The following is a 17728-nucleotide window of genomic DNA, read 5'->3' as shown; positions in this document are numbered from 1 at the left end:
CGCGGGGCAAGCCCGCGAAGAGGCCGGACAAGGCAAAACTCAATCCCGCGCCAGCGCCTCGATCGGATCAAGCCGCGCAGCATTACGTGCCGGCACAAACCCGAACAACACGCCAATCAAGGTCGAACAGGCAAACGCCATCACAATCGAGGCCGGCGAGAACACCATCTCCCACTGCTTGACGAACAACTCGAACAGATAGCCGATCCCGTACGACAAGCCAATGCCAACCACCCCGCCAAACAGGCAGACCATCACCGCCTCTACCAGAAACTGCTGGCGGATATCCGACTGCCGCGCCCCCACCGCCATGCGAATACCGATTTCCCGGGTGCGTTCGGTCACCGACACCAGCATGATGTTCATCACCCCGATACCCCCGACCACCAGCGAGATCACGGCAATCAGCGACAGCAGCAGGGTCAGCGAGCGGCTGGTCTTCTGCACCGTCTGCATGATGCTGTCGAGGTTGTTGGTAAAGAAGTCCTTGGTGCCGTGCCGTTGCAGCATCAGCTTGGTCACCTCCTCCTCCACCCGCTTGCTCGGCACGCCGTCCTTGATGCGCACGCTGATGCTGTCCAGATGGCGCTGGCCGAGTACGCGGCCAGCGGCGGTCTCGTAGGGCACCCAGATGTTCAGCTGGTTGCTGGCGACGAACAGGTTCTTGTTCTCGGCCGTGACGCCGATCACCGTGCACGGCAGGTTGCCTACCAGGATCACCTGCCCGAGCGGGTCGACATGGGGGCCGAACAGCCGCTTGCGGGTGTTGTGGTCGATCACCACCACCTGTGCCTGGCGCCGGGCGTCGTCGGCACTGAACACGATGCCTGCAGCCAGGGGTATGTTGCGCACCTGGAAGTAGTGTTCGCTGACGCCATTGAGCTGCACGTCGACGTCCAGGTTGCGGTAGCGCACCAAGGTGCTCTGGCCGATCACCGGGGTGGCACTGTCAACGTAGTACAGCGCGTTGAGCGCGGTCACGTCGGCCGGCACCAGGGTCTCGATGGTCTTGGCCCGGCTGTCACCGAAGTTGCTGCCCGAATAGATATCGATGGTGTTGCTGCCGATCGCCTGGATGTCCTTGAGCACATAGCCCTTGGCGCCCTCGCCGATGGCCGAGATGGACACCACCGAGGTGATGCCGATGACGATCCCGAGCATGGTCAGCAAGGTGCGCATGCGGTGCGAGATCAAGGCGATCCAGGCCATCTTGAAGGCCTCGCGGAACATCCCCAGGCTGGCCACCAGGCGCCGGGCAGGTTCGACGGCCCGTGGCGGCTCCGCGGCCGGGGTGGGCACGGCCGCCGTGCCGGTGCGCCGGTCGCTGACAATCTGCCCGTCGCTGACCTCGATGATCCGTTCGGCATGGGCGGCGACCTTGGGGTCGTGGGTGACCAGGATTACCGTGTGCCCGGCCGCGTGCAGCTCCAGCAGGATGTTCATCACCTCCTTGCCACTGGCAGTGTCCAGCGCACCGGTCGGCTCATCGGCGAGGATCACCTGGCCGCCGTTCATCAGCGCCCGGCAGATACTCACCCGCTGCTGCTGCCCCCCGGAAAGCTGGCTGGGGCGGTGCCCCAGGTGCCCTACAAGGCCCAGACGCGTGAGCAACTCACGTGCCCGCGTGTGACGCTGCCCTTGTGGGGTGCCGGCATACACCGCAGGGATCTCGACGTTGTGCAGGGCATCCAGGTGCGGCAGCAGGTGGTAGCGCTGGAAGATGAAACCGAAGTGGTCGCGGCGCAGCGCTGCCAGGGCATCATCGCCCAGCGTGCGGGTCTCCTGCCCGCCAACCTGGTAGCTGCCGCTGCTGGCGTTGTCCAGGCAGCCGAGGATGTTCATCAAGGTCGACTTGCCCGAGCCTGATGCGCCGATGATCGCCACCAGCTCGCCACTGTGAATCTGCAGGTCGATGCCCTTGAGTGCCAGGAACTCGCGGTCGCCCGCCAGGAAGCTGCGGCTGACGCCCTGCAGGCGCAATAACGGTTCGCCGTTGCCGTTGGCCACGGCCAGGGGCGCGCTCAGCTCGACATTCATGTTCATGCTCACGCCCCTGCTTCGCCGGACACCGGCTCACCAATCACCACCCGATCACCTTCGGCCAGGCCGTCCTTCACCTGTACCTTGACGTTGTTGTTGATCCCCGCCTGCACGTTGCGCACCTGGGCAAAGCCCTTGGCATCGAGCACCCGCACCGGGAAGCTGCCGTCGCCATTGCGTGCGCCCAGCGCTGCCACCGGCACGGTCAGCACCCCTTGGGCGGTGTCGAGGACGATATGCACCTGGGCCGTCATCGAGATGCGCAGGCGATGCTCGGGGTTCGGCACTTCGAACAGCGCGTTGTAGAACACCGCACCATTGGGTTTGGCGGCGCTGCCATCGCTGTTGTCGGAGCTTTGCGCGTAGTTCTGCGGGGCAGGCTCGGTGCCGCGCAGCTTGGCGTAGTAGCGTTTGTCTTCGCCCAGGATGGTGAAGTACACCTGCTGGCCGGGGCTGATGTGGATCACATCGGCTTCGGACACCTGCGCCTTCACGGTCATGGTGTCGAGGTCGGCCAGTTTGAGCAGCACCGGGGCCAGTTGGTTGGCGATCACGGTCTGCCCTTCCTGGGTGACGATGCCCACCACATGGCCGTTGATCGGCGCATTGATGCGGGTGTAACCCAGGTTGACCTTGGCGGTGTCGATTTCGACCCGGGCACTTTGGATCTGCGCATCGAGCGAGCGCACGGCGGCCTGCTGCACTTCGTACTCCGACTCGGCATTCTCGAAGTCCTGGCGCGACACCGACTCGTCGGCCTGCAGTTCGCGATAACGCTCATACACCCGCCGGGCCTGCTTGAGCTGGGCCAGGGTCGAACGCCGTTCGGCCTGCAGCTTGTCCTCGTCGACTTCGGCCTGGCGCAAGGTGTTGCGCAGCACCAGCGGGTCGATCTCGGCCAGCCACTGGCCCTCGCTGACCTTGTCGCCCAGCTTGACCTTCAGCGACCTGAGCTGGCCCGAAACCTGGGCACCGACGTCCACCTGCTTGATGCCCTCCAGCGTGCCGGTGGCCAGCACGGCGTTCTCGATATCGCCACGCTCGACCGTGGCGGTGATGTACTGCGGCGGCTTGGCCGGGGCCTGGATGGCATACAGCGTGATGCCGGCCACCAGGGCCACGGCGATGCCGAGGCCGAATTTGCGGAATCTGGACTTTTCCATGAACACTCACTTTCTCTCGGGATTCGCATAACCCGACCCCAGCGGGGTCGGGGAGGCCGATCATTACGGGGTAACCTTGCCGTGCTGCAGCGCCTGCCCGTCGTGCCACCAGGCTGCCAGGCTGAACACGTCCGGCACCTTGAGGATGCTGAAGTGGTCACCCGGCCCCTGCCACAGCGCCAGCTTCGGCATCAGTTGCTGCCAGCCGGCCTGCATGGCGGCATGCTCGCGCGCATTGCCCAAGGCATCCAGGCCCGGGTCGTCCACCAATACCAGCCCGACCGCGCCGCTGTAGGCCAGCGTTGGCCGGTAGGCCGTGCGCAATGCCGTGGCGAAGGTGCGCACGGTGCCGTCCAGCGCAGCGGGCCGCGACCGTGCCGGCATCAAGCCGACCCGGACCATGGCTGCGTGCAGTTGGCTCAGCTGTTGATCGTCGCTGGCGTCGGCAAATGCACCTGGGTCGATGCCCAGCGTTTTGCCAGTGGAAAGCTGCAGCGCGTCGATCAGCCGCTGCAACGCTTCGCCGAAGGTGTAGGGCTGGCCACAGGTACCACCCTCGCCCGGGGCCTCGCTGTCGATCAGCGTCAATGAGCGCACCTGCCGCCCCTTGGCTTGCAACCTGGCGGCGATGGCATGTGCCACCCATCCCCCGAACGAATGCCCGACCAGGTTCAACGGCCCCTGCGGGTACAGCGCCTCGATCGCCAGCACATGGCAATCGGCAGCGGCTTCCACCGTGCTGTGCGGCACCGAGCAGCCATCCAGCCCGCGGGCCTGCAAGCCATACAGCGGCCAGTCCGGCCCCAGCGCTTCGGCCAGGCCAATGAAGCTGGTGACGCTGTCGCCGGCCCCCGGCACGCAGAACACCGGCGCGTGCCCAGCCTGACCGGTCTGGATCGCTACCAACGGCTGATAAGCCGCCACCTCGGCGTTAGGCACCACGCCCAACGCCTGCCCGAGCACCTGCCCCAGCGCGGCCACATGGGGCGCCTGCATCACGCTGCGGTGGTCGCCCGGTACGCCCAGGGCGACCAGCGCCTGAGTCGGCAGCGTCTCGCCCCAACCCAGGGCCGACAGGCTGTCGCTGCCCTGCTCGGCGCGCAGCAGGTGCACCGGTACACTCAGCGGCGCAGGGCGGTAATGCGCCAATGCTCGGCCGTGCGCCAGTTCGCGGGTGAAGTAGTGCTGCAGTTGCGCATCCGTCATGCTCGCCCACAGCCCATACAGCAGCTGATGTTCGCGGCAACTGGCTACCAGGGCGGCAAATTCGGCCTCCCCGGCTTCCAGGTGCTGCAGCCGCGCCAGCTTGTCGGCGCCTGCCGGGCCCTGCGTGCGCCAGAACAGGCTGCAGTTGGCCAGCAACTGCCGCTCCAGTGCACGCGGCCCCTCCCAGCGCGCCTTGCCCTGGTCGGCCAGGCGCGGCACATAGGTGTCGATCAAGCCCAGGAACTCGACCGGCTCGTCCGCACCCAGCAACTGGTTGGCGATCTCGAAGGCCAGTACCCCACCGAACGACCAGCCGGCCAGGCGGTACGGCCCTTGCGGCTGTACGCTGCGCATCTGCTCGATGTGGTAGCGGGCCAGGCACTCCAGGGTGCGCGGTTGTGGGCGGTCACCCGGTACGCCGGGCAGTCCGTAGATAGCGAAGTCACCGGGCAGGTGCTGGGCCAGCACCGGGAAGTAGAAGTCCAGGCCGGTGAATTCGTGAACCAGGAACAGCGGCGTCTGCGTACCGCGGGCCCGCACCGTGATCACACCACGCGGCGCGGCATCCCGGTTGCCCAGCCGCGCCGCCAGCAAGGCGACGCTGGGCTGCTGAAACACATCGTTGATGGCCACTTGCAAACCCGCCTTGGTGATCTTGTCGACCAGCCGGATCGCGGCCAGGGAATGGCCGCCCAGTTCGAAGAAGTTGTCGTGGCGGCCTACCCGCTCCACGCCCAGCAGGTCGGTCCATAGCTTCGCCAACAGGGTTTCGGTGTCGCCTTCGGGGGCTTGGTATTCGCGGTTTTGCAGGGCTTCGGCGTCTGGCAGCGGCAAGGCCTTGCGGTCGAGCTTGCCGTTGGGGCTTAGCGGTAGCGCCGGCAGGTGCATGAACAGCGCGGGCACCATGAACGTCGGCAGGTGCCCGAGCAACGACGAGCGCAGCGCCTCCACCGGGTGGAATTGGCCCGTGTAGTACGCGAGCAGCTGCTGTTCGCGAGCGATCACCACGGCTTCCTTGATCCCCTCTATCCGCGTCAGGCCGGCCTGGATTTCACCCAGCTCGATGCGCAGGCCATGGATTTTCACCTGGTCGTCGTTGCGGCCCAGGTACTCGATATTGCCGTCGACCAGGTGCCGCGCCAGGTCGCCGGTGCGGTACAGGCGTGCGCCGGGGCGAGTGCTGAACGGGTCGTCGATGAAGCGTTCGGCGGTCAGCTCGGCGCGGTTGAGGTAGCCACGGGCGACTTGCACGCCGCCGATGAACAGCTCGCCAGCGACACCTTGCGGTACCGGCTGGCCCAGCGTATCGAGCACGTACAGCGTGGTGTTGGCGATGGGTTTGCCGATCGGGGTGTTGTCCGGCGCCGTCACGCAATGCCAGGCGCTGACATCCACCGCCGCTTCGGTCGGCCCGTACAGGTTATGCAACTCGACTGTTGGCAGTTGCGCGTGGAAGCGCCGTACCAGACTGCCCGGCAGGGCTTCGCCGCTGCACAGCACACGCTTGAGGCGATCTGCCGAAGCGTCGCCGTGGGCCAGGAACACATCCAGCATCGATGGCACGAAGTGCAAGGTGGTGACGCCTTCGCTGCGGATCACCTGGCGTAGGTACTCAGGATCGCGATGGCCGCCGGGGCGAGCCATGACCAGGCGTGCGCCGGTTTGCAGCGGCCAGAGGAATTCCCACACCGACACGTCGAAGCTGAATGGGGTCTTTTGCAAGACCACATCGTCTGCGCCGAGGTTGTAGGCGTCCTGCATCCACAGCAGTCGGTTGACCACACCGGCGTGCTCGTTCATCACGCCTTTCGGCAAGCCGGTGGAGCCTGAGGTGTAGATCACGTAAGCCAGATGACGCGGGGTCAACGCAGAAACTACGGGGTTGCTGGAAGGCTGCGCATTCCAGGTTGGCTGGTCCAGATCAATAAGCTGGGCCGCCTCCGGTACGCGGCGCGTAGCGCTATGCACGAGCACCGCCACCGGCGCGCTGTCGCTCAGCATGTGGCGCACGCGTTCGGTCGGGTAATCCGGGTCCACAGGCACATAAGCGCCGCCTGCCTTGAGGATGGCCAGCAGGCCGACCACCATCGACAGACCACGTTCGACGCAGATCGCCACCCGATCATCAGGCTTCACGCCCAACGCGATCAGGTGATGCGCCAGGCGGTTGGCCTGTTCATTCAACTCGCGGTAGCTGAGCGAGCCTTCCTCGGCCCGCACTGCAACCGCATCTGGCGTGCGCACCACCTGCGCCTCGATCAGCCCGTGCAGGGTCTGCTCAAGCTCGTAAGCCACCGCCGTGTCATTGAAGCCCTGCAGCAACCGCTTGCGCTCAGCGGCATCGGGCAACCCGGTATGGGCCGGGATGGCCCGATCACTTTCAGCGAAGGTCCACAGTAACTGTTCGAGATACCCCGCATAACGCTCGATGGTGGCCCGCTCGAACAGGGCTGTCGCGTAGACGATACCGCCAGCAAAGCCATCACCAGACTCGCCCAGGCTCAGGCTCAGGTCGAACTTGGCAATGCATGCCGACCCACCCACTGCGCTCACCGTCAGGTCGGCCAACTGCAGCGCCTGCCGCTCCGGGCTGGCCTCCCAGTCCAGGGTGGCCTGGTAGAGCGGCGTATGCGCCAGGCTGCGGCGTGGGCGCAACAGTTCGACCACCTGCTCGAACGGCAGGTCCTGGTGCGCCTGCCCGGCCAGCACCACGGCCTTGACCCTGGCCAGCAACGTGGCGACATCCGGTGCATCCGAAGTCTGCACGCGCAACGCCATGGCGTTCACGAACATGCCGACCAGGCCATCCACTTCCGCTTGCCTGCGGTTGGCCACGGGCGAGCCGATCACCACTTCGTCCTGGCCAGCCAGCCGGCTCAACAGCACCGCCCAGGCCGCCATGAACAGCATGTAAGGCGTCACGCCATGACGCCGGCACAGCGCTTTCAGGTCGCGGCTCAAGCGCGGCTCCAGGCACACCGCGACGCTGTCACCGGCATATTGCTGGCGCTCGGGCCGTGGGTGGTCCCAAGGCAGGCTGATCAGCGCCGGTGCCCCGGCCAACTGGCCGACCCAGTAATCGGCCTGCTGGCGCAGCGCATCGCCGCTCAGCCAGCGCCGCTGCCACAGGGCATAGTCGATGTACTGCACAGGCAAGGCTGGCAACGGGTCGTCGCCACCGCTGCCGAAGGCTTGGTACAGCGCGCCAAGCTCGCGTACCAACACCGCCAGCGACCAGCCATCGGCCACCAGGTGATGCAAGGTCAGCAACAGCACATGGTGGTCCGGGGCGAGCTGCAGCATGCGCGCCCGCACCGGCAAGTCCCTGGCCAGGGCGAAGGGTCGGCCGGCCTCCTCGCGAATCAGCGCTGCCTGCGCTAGCTCATCCAGCCCATTGCAGATTTCCCAGCCAAGCTGGAAGCCATCGCTGCCGCTGGCCAATACCACCTGCGGCTCGCCGTCCCGCTCCACAAAATGGCTGCGCAAACTCTCATGGCGCTCGACCAGGCGCCGCAAGGCCCGCTCCAGCGCCGCGCAGTCCAGGCGGCCCTGCAAGCGCAGGGCCAGCGGAATGTGATAGGCCGCACTGGCTTCCTCCATCTGCGCCAAAAACCACAGCCGCTGCTGGGCGAACGACAGCGGCAAGGCACCCTGGCGTGGGCCCGGCTGGATAGCCGGCAACGCATTGCCGTCATGGGCAAGGCGCGCCGCAACCGCCGCCAGGCTGTCATCGGCGAACAGATCACCCAGGGCCAGCTCAAGGCCCAGGCGTTGGCGAACCTGGGCCACCATGCGCATCGCCAGCAACGAATGGCCCCCCAATTCGAAGAAGCGGTCCTGACGCCCGACGCTCTGCAGTTGCAGCAGTTCGCCCCACAGCGTGGCCAACGCCTGCTCGCGCTCGCCTTCGGGCGCCTCGTAAGCCGTCAGCGCAAGGTCCTGGGGCCCCGGCGCCGGCAAGGCCTGGCGATCGACCTTGCCGTTGTTGTTCAGCGGCATCCGTGGCAGCGCGACAAAGGCGCTCGGCACCATGTATTCCGGCAAGCGGCCACGCAGGAACGCGCGCAGCTCTGTGGCCTGCAGCGCTGCCTCGATCCGGGTGAACCAGGCCACCAGCCGCAGCGGCCCCTGTTCGCCAGGCACGGCCATCACCACCACCTCGCCAACCCCCGGTGCCAAGGCCAACTGCTGCTCGATTTCACCCAGCTCGATCCGGTAGCCGCGGATCTTGACCTGGTCGTCATTGCGCCCCAGGCACTCCAGTTGGCCGTCCGGCTGCCAGCGCACCAGGTCTCCGGTGCGGTACAGCCTGGCACCGGGTTGCTGGCTGAACGGGTCATCGATGAAACGTTGCGCCGTCAGTTCCGGGCGATTCAGGTAGCCCAGGGCCACACCGTCACCGCCGATGTACAGCTCACCGACCACCCCCTGCGGCACGGGTTGCTGCCAGGCGTCCAGCACATACACCTGGGTGTTGCCGATAGGCCGGCCAATCGGCACCTGAGGCGCGTTCGGCGCCAGTTCATGCACTTCGAAAGTGACCGCGAATGTGGTGGTTTCGGTCGGCCCGTAGCCATTGACCAGGCGCAACCCAGGCGCCTTCTGCAGCAGCGTACGGAAGGCTGCGGGCTCTGCACGCTCACCGCCGCTGATCAACACGCGCAGCAGCGCCAAGGCCTCGGGGATCAGTTGCACGTACTGGTTGAACAGCGCCGTGGTCAGGAACAGTACGGTGATGCCTTGGTCCACCAGCGCCGCCGCGAAACGCTGCGGGTCGACCAGCGTGTGGTGATCGATCACCCGCACCTGCCCGCCGTTGAGCAGTGCGCCCCAGACCTCCAGGGTGCTGGCATCGAACGCCGGGTTGGAGGCGAAGGCGATACGGTCGCCCGCCGTCAGTTCGGCAAAGCTGTCGTTCAGCACCAGCCGCGCGATGCCCCGGTGCGTGACGCAAACGCCCTTGGGTGTGCCGGTGGTACCGGAGGTGTACATCACGTAGGCCGTGCTCCCGCCATCCTGGGCCAGCCCAGGGTTGTGGCCGGGCTGGTCGTCGAGTGACAGTTGGTCGAGGTTCACACGCCGCACCGCAAGATCGACTGGCGTAGCGGCAAGCGTCAGCACTGCGGCGGCCTGGCAGTCCTCGACCATGAACGCCTGGCGATCGGCGGGGGCATGGATGTCCAACGGTACATAGACCGCACCACACTTGAGCACTGCCAGTTGCGCCACCAGCAGTTGCAACGAGCGCGGCAACAGCACCGCAACGCAGGCGCCCGGCGCCACACCGGTGCCCATCAGGTAATGCGCCAGGCGGTTGGCGCGCTCGTTGAGCGTGGCGTAGTCCACGGCCTGGTCGCCATGCGCCGCCGCGAGTGCCAGCGGGTGGCGGGCCACGCGCTGCTCGAACAGGCGCTGCACCGCACATTCGCGAGGGTAGTCGCGCTGGGTGGCATTGAAGCCATTCAGCAAGGCCTGGCGTTCTGCGTCGCCAACCAGCTGCACCTGCGACAGTGGCTGTTGATCGTTATCGATCATGGCCCACATCAACGTTTCGAAGTAGCCCACATAGCGCCGCACGGTGGCTTCGTCGAACAGCGAAGTGGCGTAGTCGAGGCTGCCACGCAAGTTGTCGCCATGCTCGCCAAGGTTCAGCGTCAGGTCGAACTTGGCCACCTGGCCAGCCTGGGCCACGGCTTCCAGTTGCAGGCCCGGCAACTGCAAGGCGGCACCCTCGGTGGCCTGCCAGTTCAGGGTGGCCTGGAACAACGGCGTATGGCCCAGGCTGCGCAGCGGGTGGACGATTTCCACCACCTGTTCGAACGGCAAGTCCTGGTGCGCCTGGGCGTCCAGTACACGCGCGCGCACCTGCTCTAGCAGGGCGTGCGCTGTCGGTGCCGTTGCAGTGTCGATGCGCAGGGCCAGGGTATTGACGAACAAACCCACCAAGGGCTCCAGCTCGGCACGGCCGCGGCCCGCCACAGGGCAACCGATCACCACCTCAGCCTGGCCGGACAAGCGCGACAGCACGCCAGCCCAGGCGCTGAGCACGGCCATGTACAGCGTCACCCCATGACGCTGGGCCAGGGTGCGCAGGCCCGCCGCCAGGCGCGGCTCCAGCTGCAGCGGCAGGCTTGCCCCGGCAAAGTCCTGGCGCTCGGGGCGTGGGCGGTCGCTAGGTAGCTTGAGCAGGCTGGGCGCACCGTCCAGGGCCTGGCGCCAGTAATCGGCCTGGCGCTGCAACTGGGCGCCGGCCAGCCAGCGGCGCTGCCACACCGCGTAATCGCCATACTGAATGCCCAATGCCGGCAGTGGTTCATCCCGGCCCTGGCAGATGGCGGTGTACAGCGCGCTCAACTCGTGCGTGAGCACACCCAGCGACCAGCCGTCGGCGACGATATGGTGCACGGTCAAGGCCAACACATGATGCTCGGCGCCCAGGCGCAGCAGACACGCCCGCAGCAACGGCCCGTGGGCCAGGTCGAACGGCGCACTGGCCGCTTCATGCAAGCGGGCTGGCAGGGCATCGGCGCCAATGTCTTCGCGCTGGAACCACTCGCCACCCGCTGTGGCGGCAAACACCACCTCGGCACTGGCATCGCGCGGCACGAAGCGGCTGCGCAAGGTTTCGTGGCGCTCGATGATCCGCAGCAATGCAGTCTCGAGGGCATCGGCGTCCAGTGGCCCGCGCAGGCCCAGGGCCAGCGGCACGTTGTAAGCCTGGTTGCCGCCGTCCATCTGCGCCAGAAACCACAACCGCTGCTGGGCAAACGACATTGGCAGCGGCGCGTCGCGCGGCACCGGGCATATCGCCGGCAGCTCGCTGCGCACGGCCTTGGCCAACACGTCGGCGACAGCGGCCAGTTCCGGGTTGGCGAACAGTTCACTCAGGCTCAGCTCGACGCCCAGGCGCACGCGCACTTGGGAGACCATGCGCATGGCCAGCAAGGAATGGCCGCCAAGGCTGAAGAAATGGTCGCGACGGCCGACCCGCTCGACGTGCAGCAGCTCGGCCCACACGTGCGCCAGGGCCTGCTCCAGCTCGCCTTCGGGGGCCTCGTAACCCTGTTCGAACAACGCCGAGCGGTCAGGCTGTGGCAATGCCCGGCGGTCGAGTTTGCCATTGGCGGTCAGCGGCAACGCCTGCAGCGCGACAAACGCCACCGGCACCATGTATTCGGGCAAGTGCGCCTGCAACTGGGCACGCAGGCCTTCGGGGGTGAGCGGCTCGACGTCGGCCTGGGTGGTGAAGTAAGCCACCAGCCGTGGCTGGCCGGGCTGGTCCTCGCGGGCCAGCACCACCGCCTCGTCGATGCCGGCCAAGGCGCTCAGGCGGCTTTCGATTTCGCCCAGTTCGATGCGTACGCCGCGGATCTTGACCTGGTCGTCGTTGCGCCCCAGGTAGTCCAGGGTGCCGTCGGGCAACCAGCGCACCAGGTCGCCCGTGCGGTACATACGCCCACCGGCCGTGGCGACGAAGGGGTCGTCAAGGAAGCGCTCGGCGGTCAATGCCGGGCGGTTCAGGTAGCCCCGGGCGACCCCGGCACCGCCAATGTACAGCTCCCCTGGCACGCCCAGCGCGACAGGTTGCTGATGGGCGTCGAGGACATACAGGCGCGCGTTGTCGACCGGCCGGCCGATGTGCAGCGCCGCGCCGGGCTCCAACACGCCAGAGCTGGCCACCACGGTGGTTTCAGTGGGGCCGTAATTGTTGACCACGGCAAAGCGCTGGGTGCGGTTGAACTGGCGCAGGCGGTCGCCGCCGATCAACAGAGTGCGCAAAGTCGGGTGTTCGAGCTGGTGATTGAAGGCGTATTCGGCCACCGGCGTGGGCAGGAAACTGACGTCCAGCGGTTGTGCCTGCCACCAGGCGAGCATGGCGTCGAGGTCTTCGTTGCCCTGGGATGCTGGCGCCAGGTGCAACGTGGCCCCGGCACACAACGCCGGCCAGACTTCCCAGGCCATGGCATCGAAACCAAAGCCGGCCAGGCTAGACGTGTGCCGACCAGGGCACAGGTCGAAGGCGCGGCAATGCCAGTCGACCAGGTTGTTGACTGTGCGGTGCTCGACCATCACCCCCTTGGGCTGGCCGGTCGAACCCGAGGTGTAGATCACATAGGCCAGGTTGCTCGCGTCCAGGCCCGGCACAAAGGGGTTGCTGTCGCAGGCGGGCCAGCCCGGCTGGTCCAGCAGCAGCACCGGCACCTCGACGGGCCCCAGGCGCGCCTGCAATGCCTGTTGCGTCAGTACCACCACCGGGCCGCTGTCGCTGAGCAGGTAGTGCACGCGCTCATCCGGATGGGCCGGGTCTACCGGCACGTAGCCCGCGCCTGCCTTGAGCACAGCCAACAGGCCAACCAGCGTCTCCAGGCTGCGTCGGGCAACCACGGCGACACGGTCATCGGGCCGCACCCCCAGGCCGATCAGGTGCTGCGCAAGCGCATTGGCCTGGCGGTTGAGCGCGGCGTAAGTCAGGCACGCGCCGGCGCAGGTGGCGGCAATGTGGTCAGGGTACTGCTCGGCCAGTTGTGCGATGCGCTGGTGCAGGGCCAACTGCCGTTCGTAGCTGGCCGGGTAATCGTTGAAGGTTTCCAGCAGTTCCTGGCGCTCGCTGTCAGGCAGCATGGCAAGCGCCGTGACCGCTGCCTGAGGGGCCTGCAACAGGCCTTCAAGGACCTGCTGCAAATAGCCGCAGACGCGCTGCGCCGGGACCTCGGCACTGGCCAGCAAGGTCAGGCGAAAGCCCTCACCCAAGTCATCGACGCTCAGGGTCAACGGGTAGTTGGTGGCCTCGGCGGACTCGACGATGTCGATGCCCGCCAGGGCTGCACGGCGTGGTTGGGTAGTGTCCACCGCGCTGTGACGGTAGTTGAGCAAGGCATTGAACAGCGGCGCCGGCGCTGCCACACCGCTGCAACGCTGGGCCAGCGCCAGGGGCGCGTGTTCGTGGCGCATCAATGCACTCAGCCGCTGATGGGTGGCGCGAATGGCCGTTGCCAGGTCCTCGCTGCCCAGGCCCACACGTACTGGCAGGGTGTTGATGAAAATCCCCAACGCCCGGTCAGTGGCTTCGGCCCCTTGCAGGCGCCCCATCAGTACCGTGCCGAACACCACCTGCTCACGGCCGGTCAGCCCCCCCAGCACACGCCCCCAGGCCAGGTGGAACACGCTGGCGACGCTCACCCCCAGGCTGCGCGCCAGGGTGCGCAGTTGCAGGCACAGGGCGAGCGGCAGGTCGAGCGAGTGCTCGTTGTGCACCTCGCCAACGCCCTGCACATCCTGGATGCCATACGCCAGGGTCGATTCATCGATGCCCCCCAGCATGTCGCGGAAGAACGCCTCGTGCTCGGCCTCGCTGATCCCCAGCACGGCCTGCGCCACGTAGTTGCGAAACGGCACCGGCGTGCCCAGGCGCTCGCCCTCGCCCGCCAGAAACGCGATCAGCTCGTGGCGCACCACCTCCAGGGCACTGTGGTCCATGGCGATGTGATGAAACTGCAGGGTGGCACTCAATGCGCCATCGGCCTCTGGGGCCTCACGCAGCAGGCGGATCAGCGGCGCCTGGGTCAAGTCGAGCATGCCGCGTCGGGGGTCGCTGGCGGGCAGTGTCGCCACTTGCAGGTCGGCACGGCGCCACACTACCTGTACCGGTGTTTCCAGCCCTTCCCAGTGCACCGAAGTGCGCAGGATATCGTGGCGGGCGATCACCCCACGCAGAGCCTCGGCGAACGCCTGCAGGCGTGCTTCGCTGGCGAACACGAAACGCGCCTGCATCACGTAAGGGTCGCTGTCGGTGGCGCTGGCATGGTGGAACAACATGCCCTGCTGCAAGGGTGCCAGCGGGTAGATGTCCTGCACATTGGCCGCGCCGCCGGGGATGCAGGCAACGATGCCATCGAGGGTGTCCTGGTCGAGGTCGATCAGGTTGAGCATTTGCGGGGTGATGCGTGTGCAGCCAGGCGCTATCAGGTTTGCCGGCACCTGCACCGCGCCCTGTCTCACGGCCACGTACTCGCCGCGCTCGATCATCGCCACCAGCGCCGGCTTGTGCTCGCGCAGTTGCGCCACCAGCGCGGCGTCGGTCAAGGCCTGGCGGTTGCCCTGGACGGCCAGCTGGCCGTCCTTCAGCGCCAGCTGCACGTTTTTGGCCGTCAGTGTTGCCAGTAGTTGGTTGATGCTCACAGGACGATCTCCATTCTGTCTGTGATGGCTGCGTAGCCTGCCAATGTCGGTTGGTCGAACAGGGCGCGCACATCGGCTTCCAGGCCTTGGTCGCGCAGGCGGGAGGTCAGGGTCACTGCCAGCAGTGAGTGGCCGCCCAGTTCGAAGAAGTTGTCGTGGCGCCCTACCCACTCCACGCCCAGCAGTTCGGCCCAGATCGCGGCCAGCAGCGTTTCGGTTTCGCCTTCGGGGGCTTGGTATTCGCGATTTTGCAGGGCTTCGGCGTCTGGCAGCGGCAAGGCCTTGCGGTCGAGCTTGCCGTTGGGGCTTAGCGGTAGCGCCGGCAGGTGCATGAACAGCGCGGGCACCATGAACGCCGGCAAGTGGGCCAGCAGTGCGCTGCGCAGGGCTTCCACGGCCTGTTGCTCGCCGGTGTAGTACGCCACCAGACGCTGGTCGCGGGCGATAACGACCGCTTCCTTGACGCCGTCGATGGCGGTCAGGCCGGCCTGGATTTCACCCAGCTCGATGCGCAGGCCATGGATCTTCACCTGGTCGTCGTTGCGGCCCAGGTACTCGATGTTGCCATCAACGAGGTGCCGCGCCAGGTCGCCGGTGCGGTACAAGCGTGCGCCGGGGCGAGTGCTGAACGGGTCGTCGATGAAGCGTTCGGCGGTCAGCTCGGCGCGGTTGAGGTAGCCACGGGCGACTTGCACGCCGCCGATGAACAGCTCGCCAGCGACACCTTGCGGTACCGGCTGGCCCAGCGTATCGAGCACGTACAGCGTGGTGTTGGCGATGGGTTTGCCGATCGGGGTGTTGTCCGGCGCCGTCACGCAATGCCAGGCGCTGACATCCACCGCCGCTTCGGTCGGCCCGTACAGGTTATGCAACTCGACTGTTGGCAGTTGCGCGTGGAAGCGCCGTACCAGACTGCCCGGCAGGGCTTCGCCGCTGCACAGCACACGCTTGAGGCGATCTGCCGAAGCGTCGCCGTGGGCCAGGAACACATCCAGCATCGATGGCACGAAGTGCAAGGTGGTGACGCCTTCGCTGCGGATCACCTGGCGCAGGTACTCAGGATCGCGATGGCCGCCGGGGCGAGCCATGACCAGGCGTGCGCCGGTTTGCAGCGGCCAGAGGAATTCCCACACCGACACGTCGAAGCTGAATGGGGTCTTTTGCAAGACCACATCGTCTGCGCCGAGGTTGTAGGCGTCCTGCATCCACAGCAGTCGGTTGACCACACCGGCGTGCTCGTTCATCACACCCTTCGGCAAGCCGGTGGAGCCTGAGGTGTAGATCACGTAGGCCAGATGACGCGGGGTCAACGCAGAAACTACGGGGTTGCTGGAAGGCTGCGCATTCCAGGTTGGCTGGTCCAGATCAATAAGCTGGGTCGCCTCCGCTACGTGGCGCGTAGCGCTGTGTACCAGCACCGCCACTGGCGCGCTGTCGCTCAGCATGTGGCGCACGCGTTCGGTCGGGTAGTCCGGGTCCACCGGCACATAAGCACCGCCCGCCTTGAGGATGGCCAGCAGGCCGACCACCATCGACAGACCACGTTCGACGCAGATCGCCACACGATCATCAGGCTTCACACCCAACGCGATCAGGTGATGCGCCAAGCGGTTGGCCTGTTCGTTCAGTTCGCGATAGCTCAACGAACCTTCCTCGGCCCGCACTGCAACCGCATCCGGTGTGCGCACTGCCTGCGCCTCGATCAGCCCATGCAGGGTCTGCTCAAGGTCGTAAGCCACCGCCGTGTCATTGAAGCCCACCAACAAGCGCTGGCGCTCCTCTGGCTCCAGCACCGGCAAGCGCTGCAACGCCAGCTCCGGCGTCTGCTCCAGGGCCTCGACCATCGCCTCCAGCACCTGGTGCATCTGCCCGCAAATGCGTGCCGGGCCCACTTCGGCCGGGGTCATGGCAACCAGGCGGAAGCCTTCGCCCAGGTCGTCCACGTTCAGGCCCAACGGGTAGTTGCTGCGCTCCTGGCTCTCGAGGTTCTCCATTCCCTGGGTAGCCTGCCGCTGGCTGTCAGTGACCTGGGTACTGTGCCGGTAGTTGAGCATGGCGCTGAACAACGGCAAGGGTGCAGCCACGCCACTGCAACGCTGGGCCAATGCCAAGGATGCGTGCTCATGGGCCAGCAAGGCACTGAGGCGCTGATGCACGGTCTGCGAGCCCTCGCGCAGGCTCACATCATTCAGGTCGACCCGCAGCGGCAAGGTGTTGATGAACATGCCCAGCGCCCGCTCGGCGCCTTCGCCACCTTGCAGGCGACCAAGCAGCACCGTGCCGAACACCACGCGGTCCTTACCACTGGCAGCCGCCAGCAAGCGTGCCCACGCCAGGTGGAACAGGCTGGCAACGCTGATCCCCAGCTGCCGGCCGTGCTGACGCAGGCGTTGTGCCAGATCGTCCCGCAGCCACAACTGGGCCTCTTCGATGTCGCGGCCATCGCCTTGTACATCGCTGAGGCCGAACGGCAGGGTCGGTTCGTCGATATCCGCCAACTGCTCGCGGAAGAACGCTTCGTGCTCGGCCTGGCTGATACCCAGGCGCGCCTGGGCTACATAGTTGCGATATGGCACCGGCGCCTGCGCCGGCTCGCCAGCGCCCTGCAGGTAACCGATCAGTTCCTCGCCGACCACCTCCATGGCGGTGTGGTCGAGCACGATGTGGTGGAACTGCAGGGTCGCTTCGATACGTTCCGTACCCGGCTGCTGGGTGTAGCGCAGGCGGATCAGCGGTGCCTGGCCCAGGTCGAGCGTTGCATCGCGCTCATCGCCGCCCGGCATGACCGACAACGGCGCATGCCGCCAGACCACCTGCACGGCTTGCGGCAGGCCCTGCCAAAGCACGGCGGTGCGCAGCACGTCATGCCTGGCGATGACCTTGCCCAGCGCTGCGGCAAAGTGGTCCAGGTGCTCGCGGCTGGCAAAGGCGAAGCGCGACTGCAACACATAAGGATCATGTGCCTGCGCGCTGAGGTGGTGATAGAGAATGCCCTCCTGCAACGGCGCCAACGGGTAGATGTCCTGCACATTGCTGGCGCCGCCCGGCACCTGGGCAACGATGCGCTCGATGGCCGCCTGCTCCAGCGTGATCAGGGGCAGCATGCCCGGGGTGATGCGCTGGCAGCCAGCCGGGATCAG

The 17728-nt window shown here is 66.6% G+C and carries 4 protein-coding genes (1 of these 4 only partly in view); all 4 read right to left on the bottom strand.

Annotated features, from left to right (window positions below; all coding sequences use genetic code 11):
- Positions 1 to 39 precede the first annotated feature (39 nt).
- The gene (locus DJ563_RS06155) at positions 40 to 2043 is read right to left on the bottom strand and encodes a MacB family efflux pump subunit (protein ID WP_410926954.1); all 2004 of its coding nucleotides are present in this window, start codon (positions 2041 to 2043) and stop codon (positions 40 to 42) included.
- Positions 2044 to 2045: 2 nt separating this feature from the next.
- The gene (gene macA, locus DJ563_RS06150; RefSeq protein WP_186664591.1) at positions 2046 to 3203 is read right to left on the bottom strand and encodes a macrolide transporter subunit MacA; all 1158 of its coding nucleotides are present in this window, start codon (positions 3201 to 3203) and stop codon (positions 2046 to 2048) included.
- 63 nt (positions 3204 to 3266) lie between these two features.
- Positions 3267 to 14588, bottom strand: coding sequence for an amino acid adenylation domain-containing protein (locus DJ563_RS06145; protein ID WP_434519045.1), 11322 nt, complete (start codon positions 14586 to 14588; stop codon positions 3267 to 3269).
- A protein-coding gene (locus DJ563_RS06140) for a non-ribosomal peptide synthase/polyketide synthase (RefSeq protein WP_434519044.1) crosses the window boundary here: on the bottom strand, positions 14585 to 17728 show its end. The gene runs 19179 nt beyond the window's last position; the window shows 3144 of its 22323 coding nt (coding positions 19180–22323); its start codon lies beyond the right edge, outside the window; its stop codon occupies positions 14585 to 14587. Before DJ563_RS06140 ends, DJ563_RS06145 begins: the two co-directional genes overlap by 4 nt.

The sequence above is a fragment of the Pseudomonas sp. NFX1 genome (assembly GCF_051123555.1).
Classification (GTDB): domain Bacteria; phylum Pseudomonadota; class Gammaproteobacteria; order Pseudomonadales; family Pseudomonadaceae; genus Aquipseudomonas; species Aquipseudomonas capeferrum.
Note: the sequence above shows the minus strand (reverse complement) of the source record. Positions and strands in the feature narration are given on the sequence as shown.

What these genes read in the sequence shown, in the direction of transcription:
- DJ563_RS06155 (WP_410926954.1), bottom strand. Translation starts at nt 2,043, where the DNA reads ATGAACATGAATGTCGAGCTGAGCGCGCCCCTGGCCGTGGCCAACGGC.
- macA (WP_186664591.1), bottom strand. Translation starts at nt 3,203, where the DNA reads ATGGAAAAGTCCAGATTCCGCAAATTCGGCCTCGGCATCGCCGTGGCC.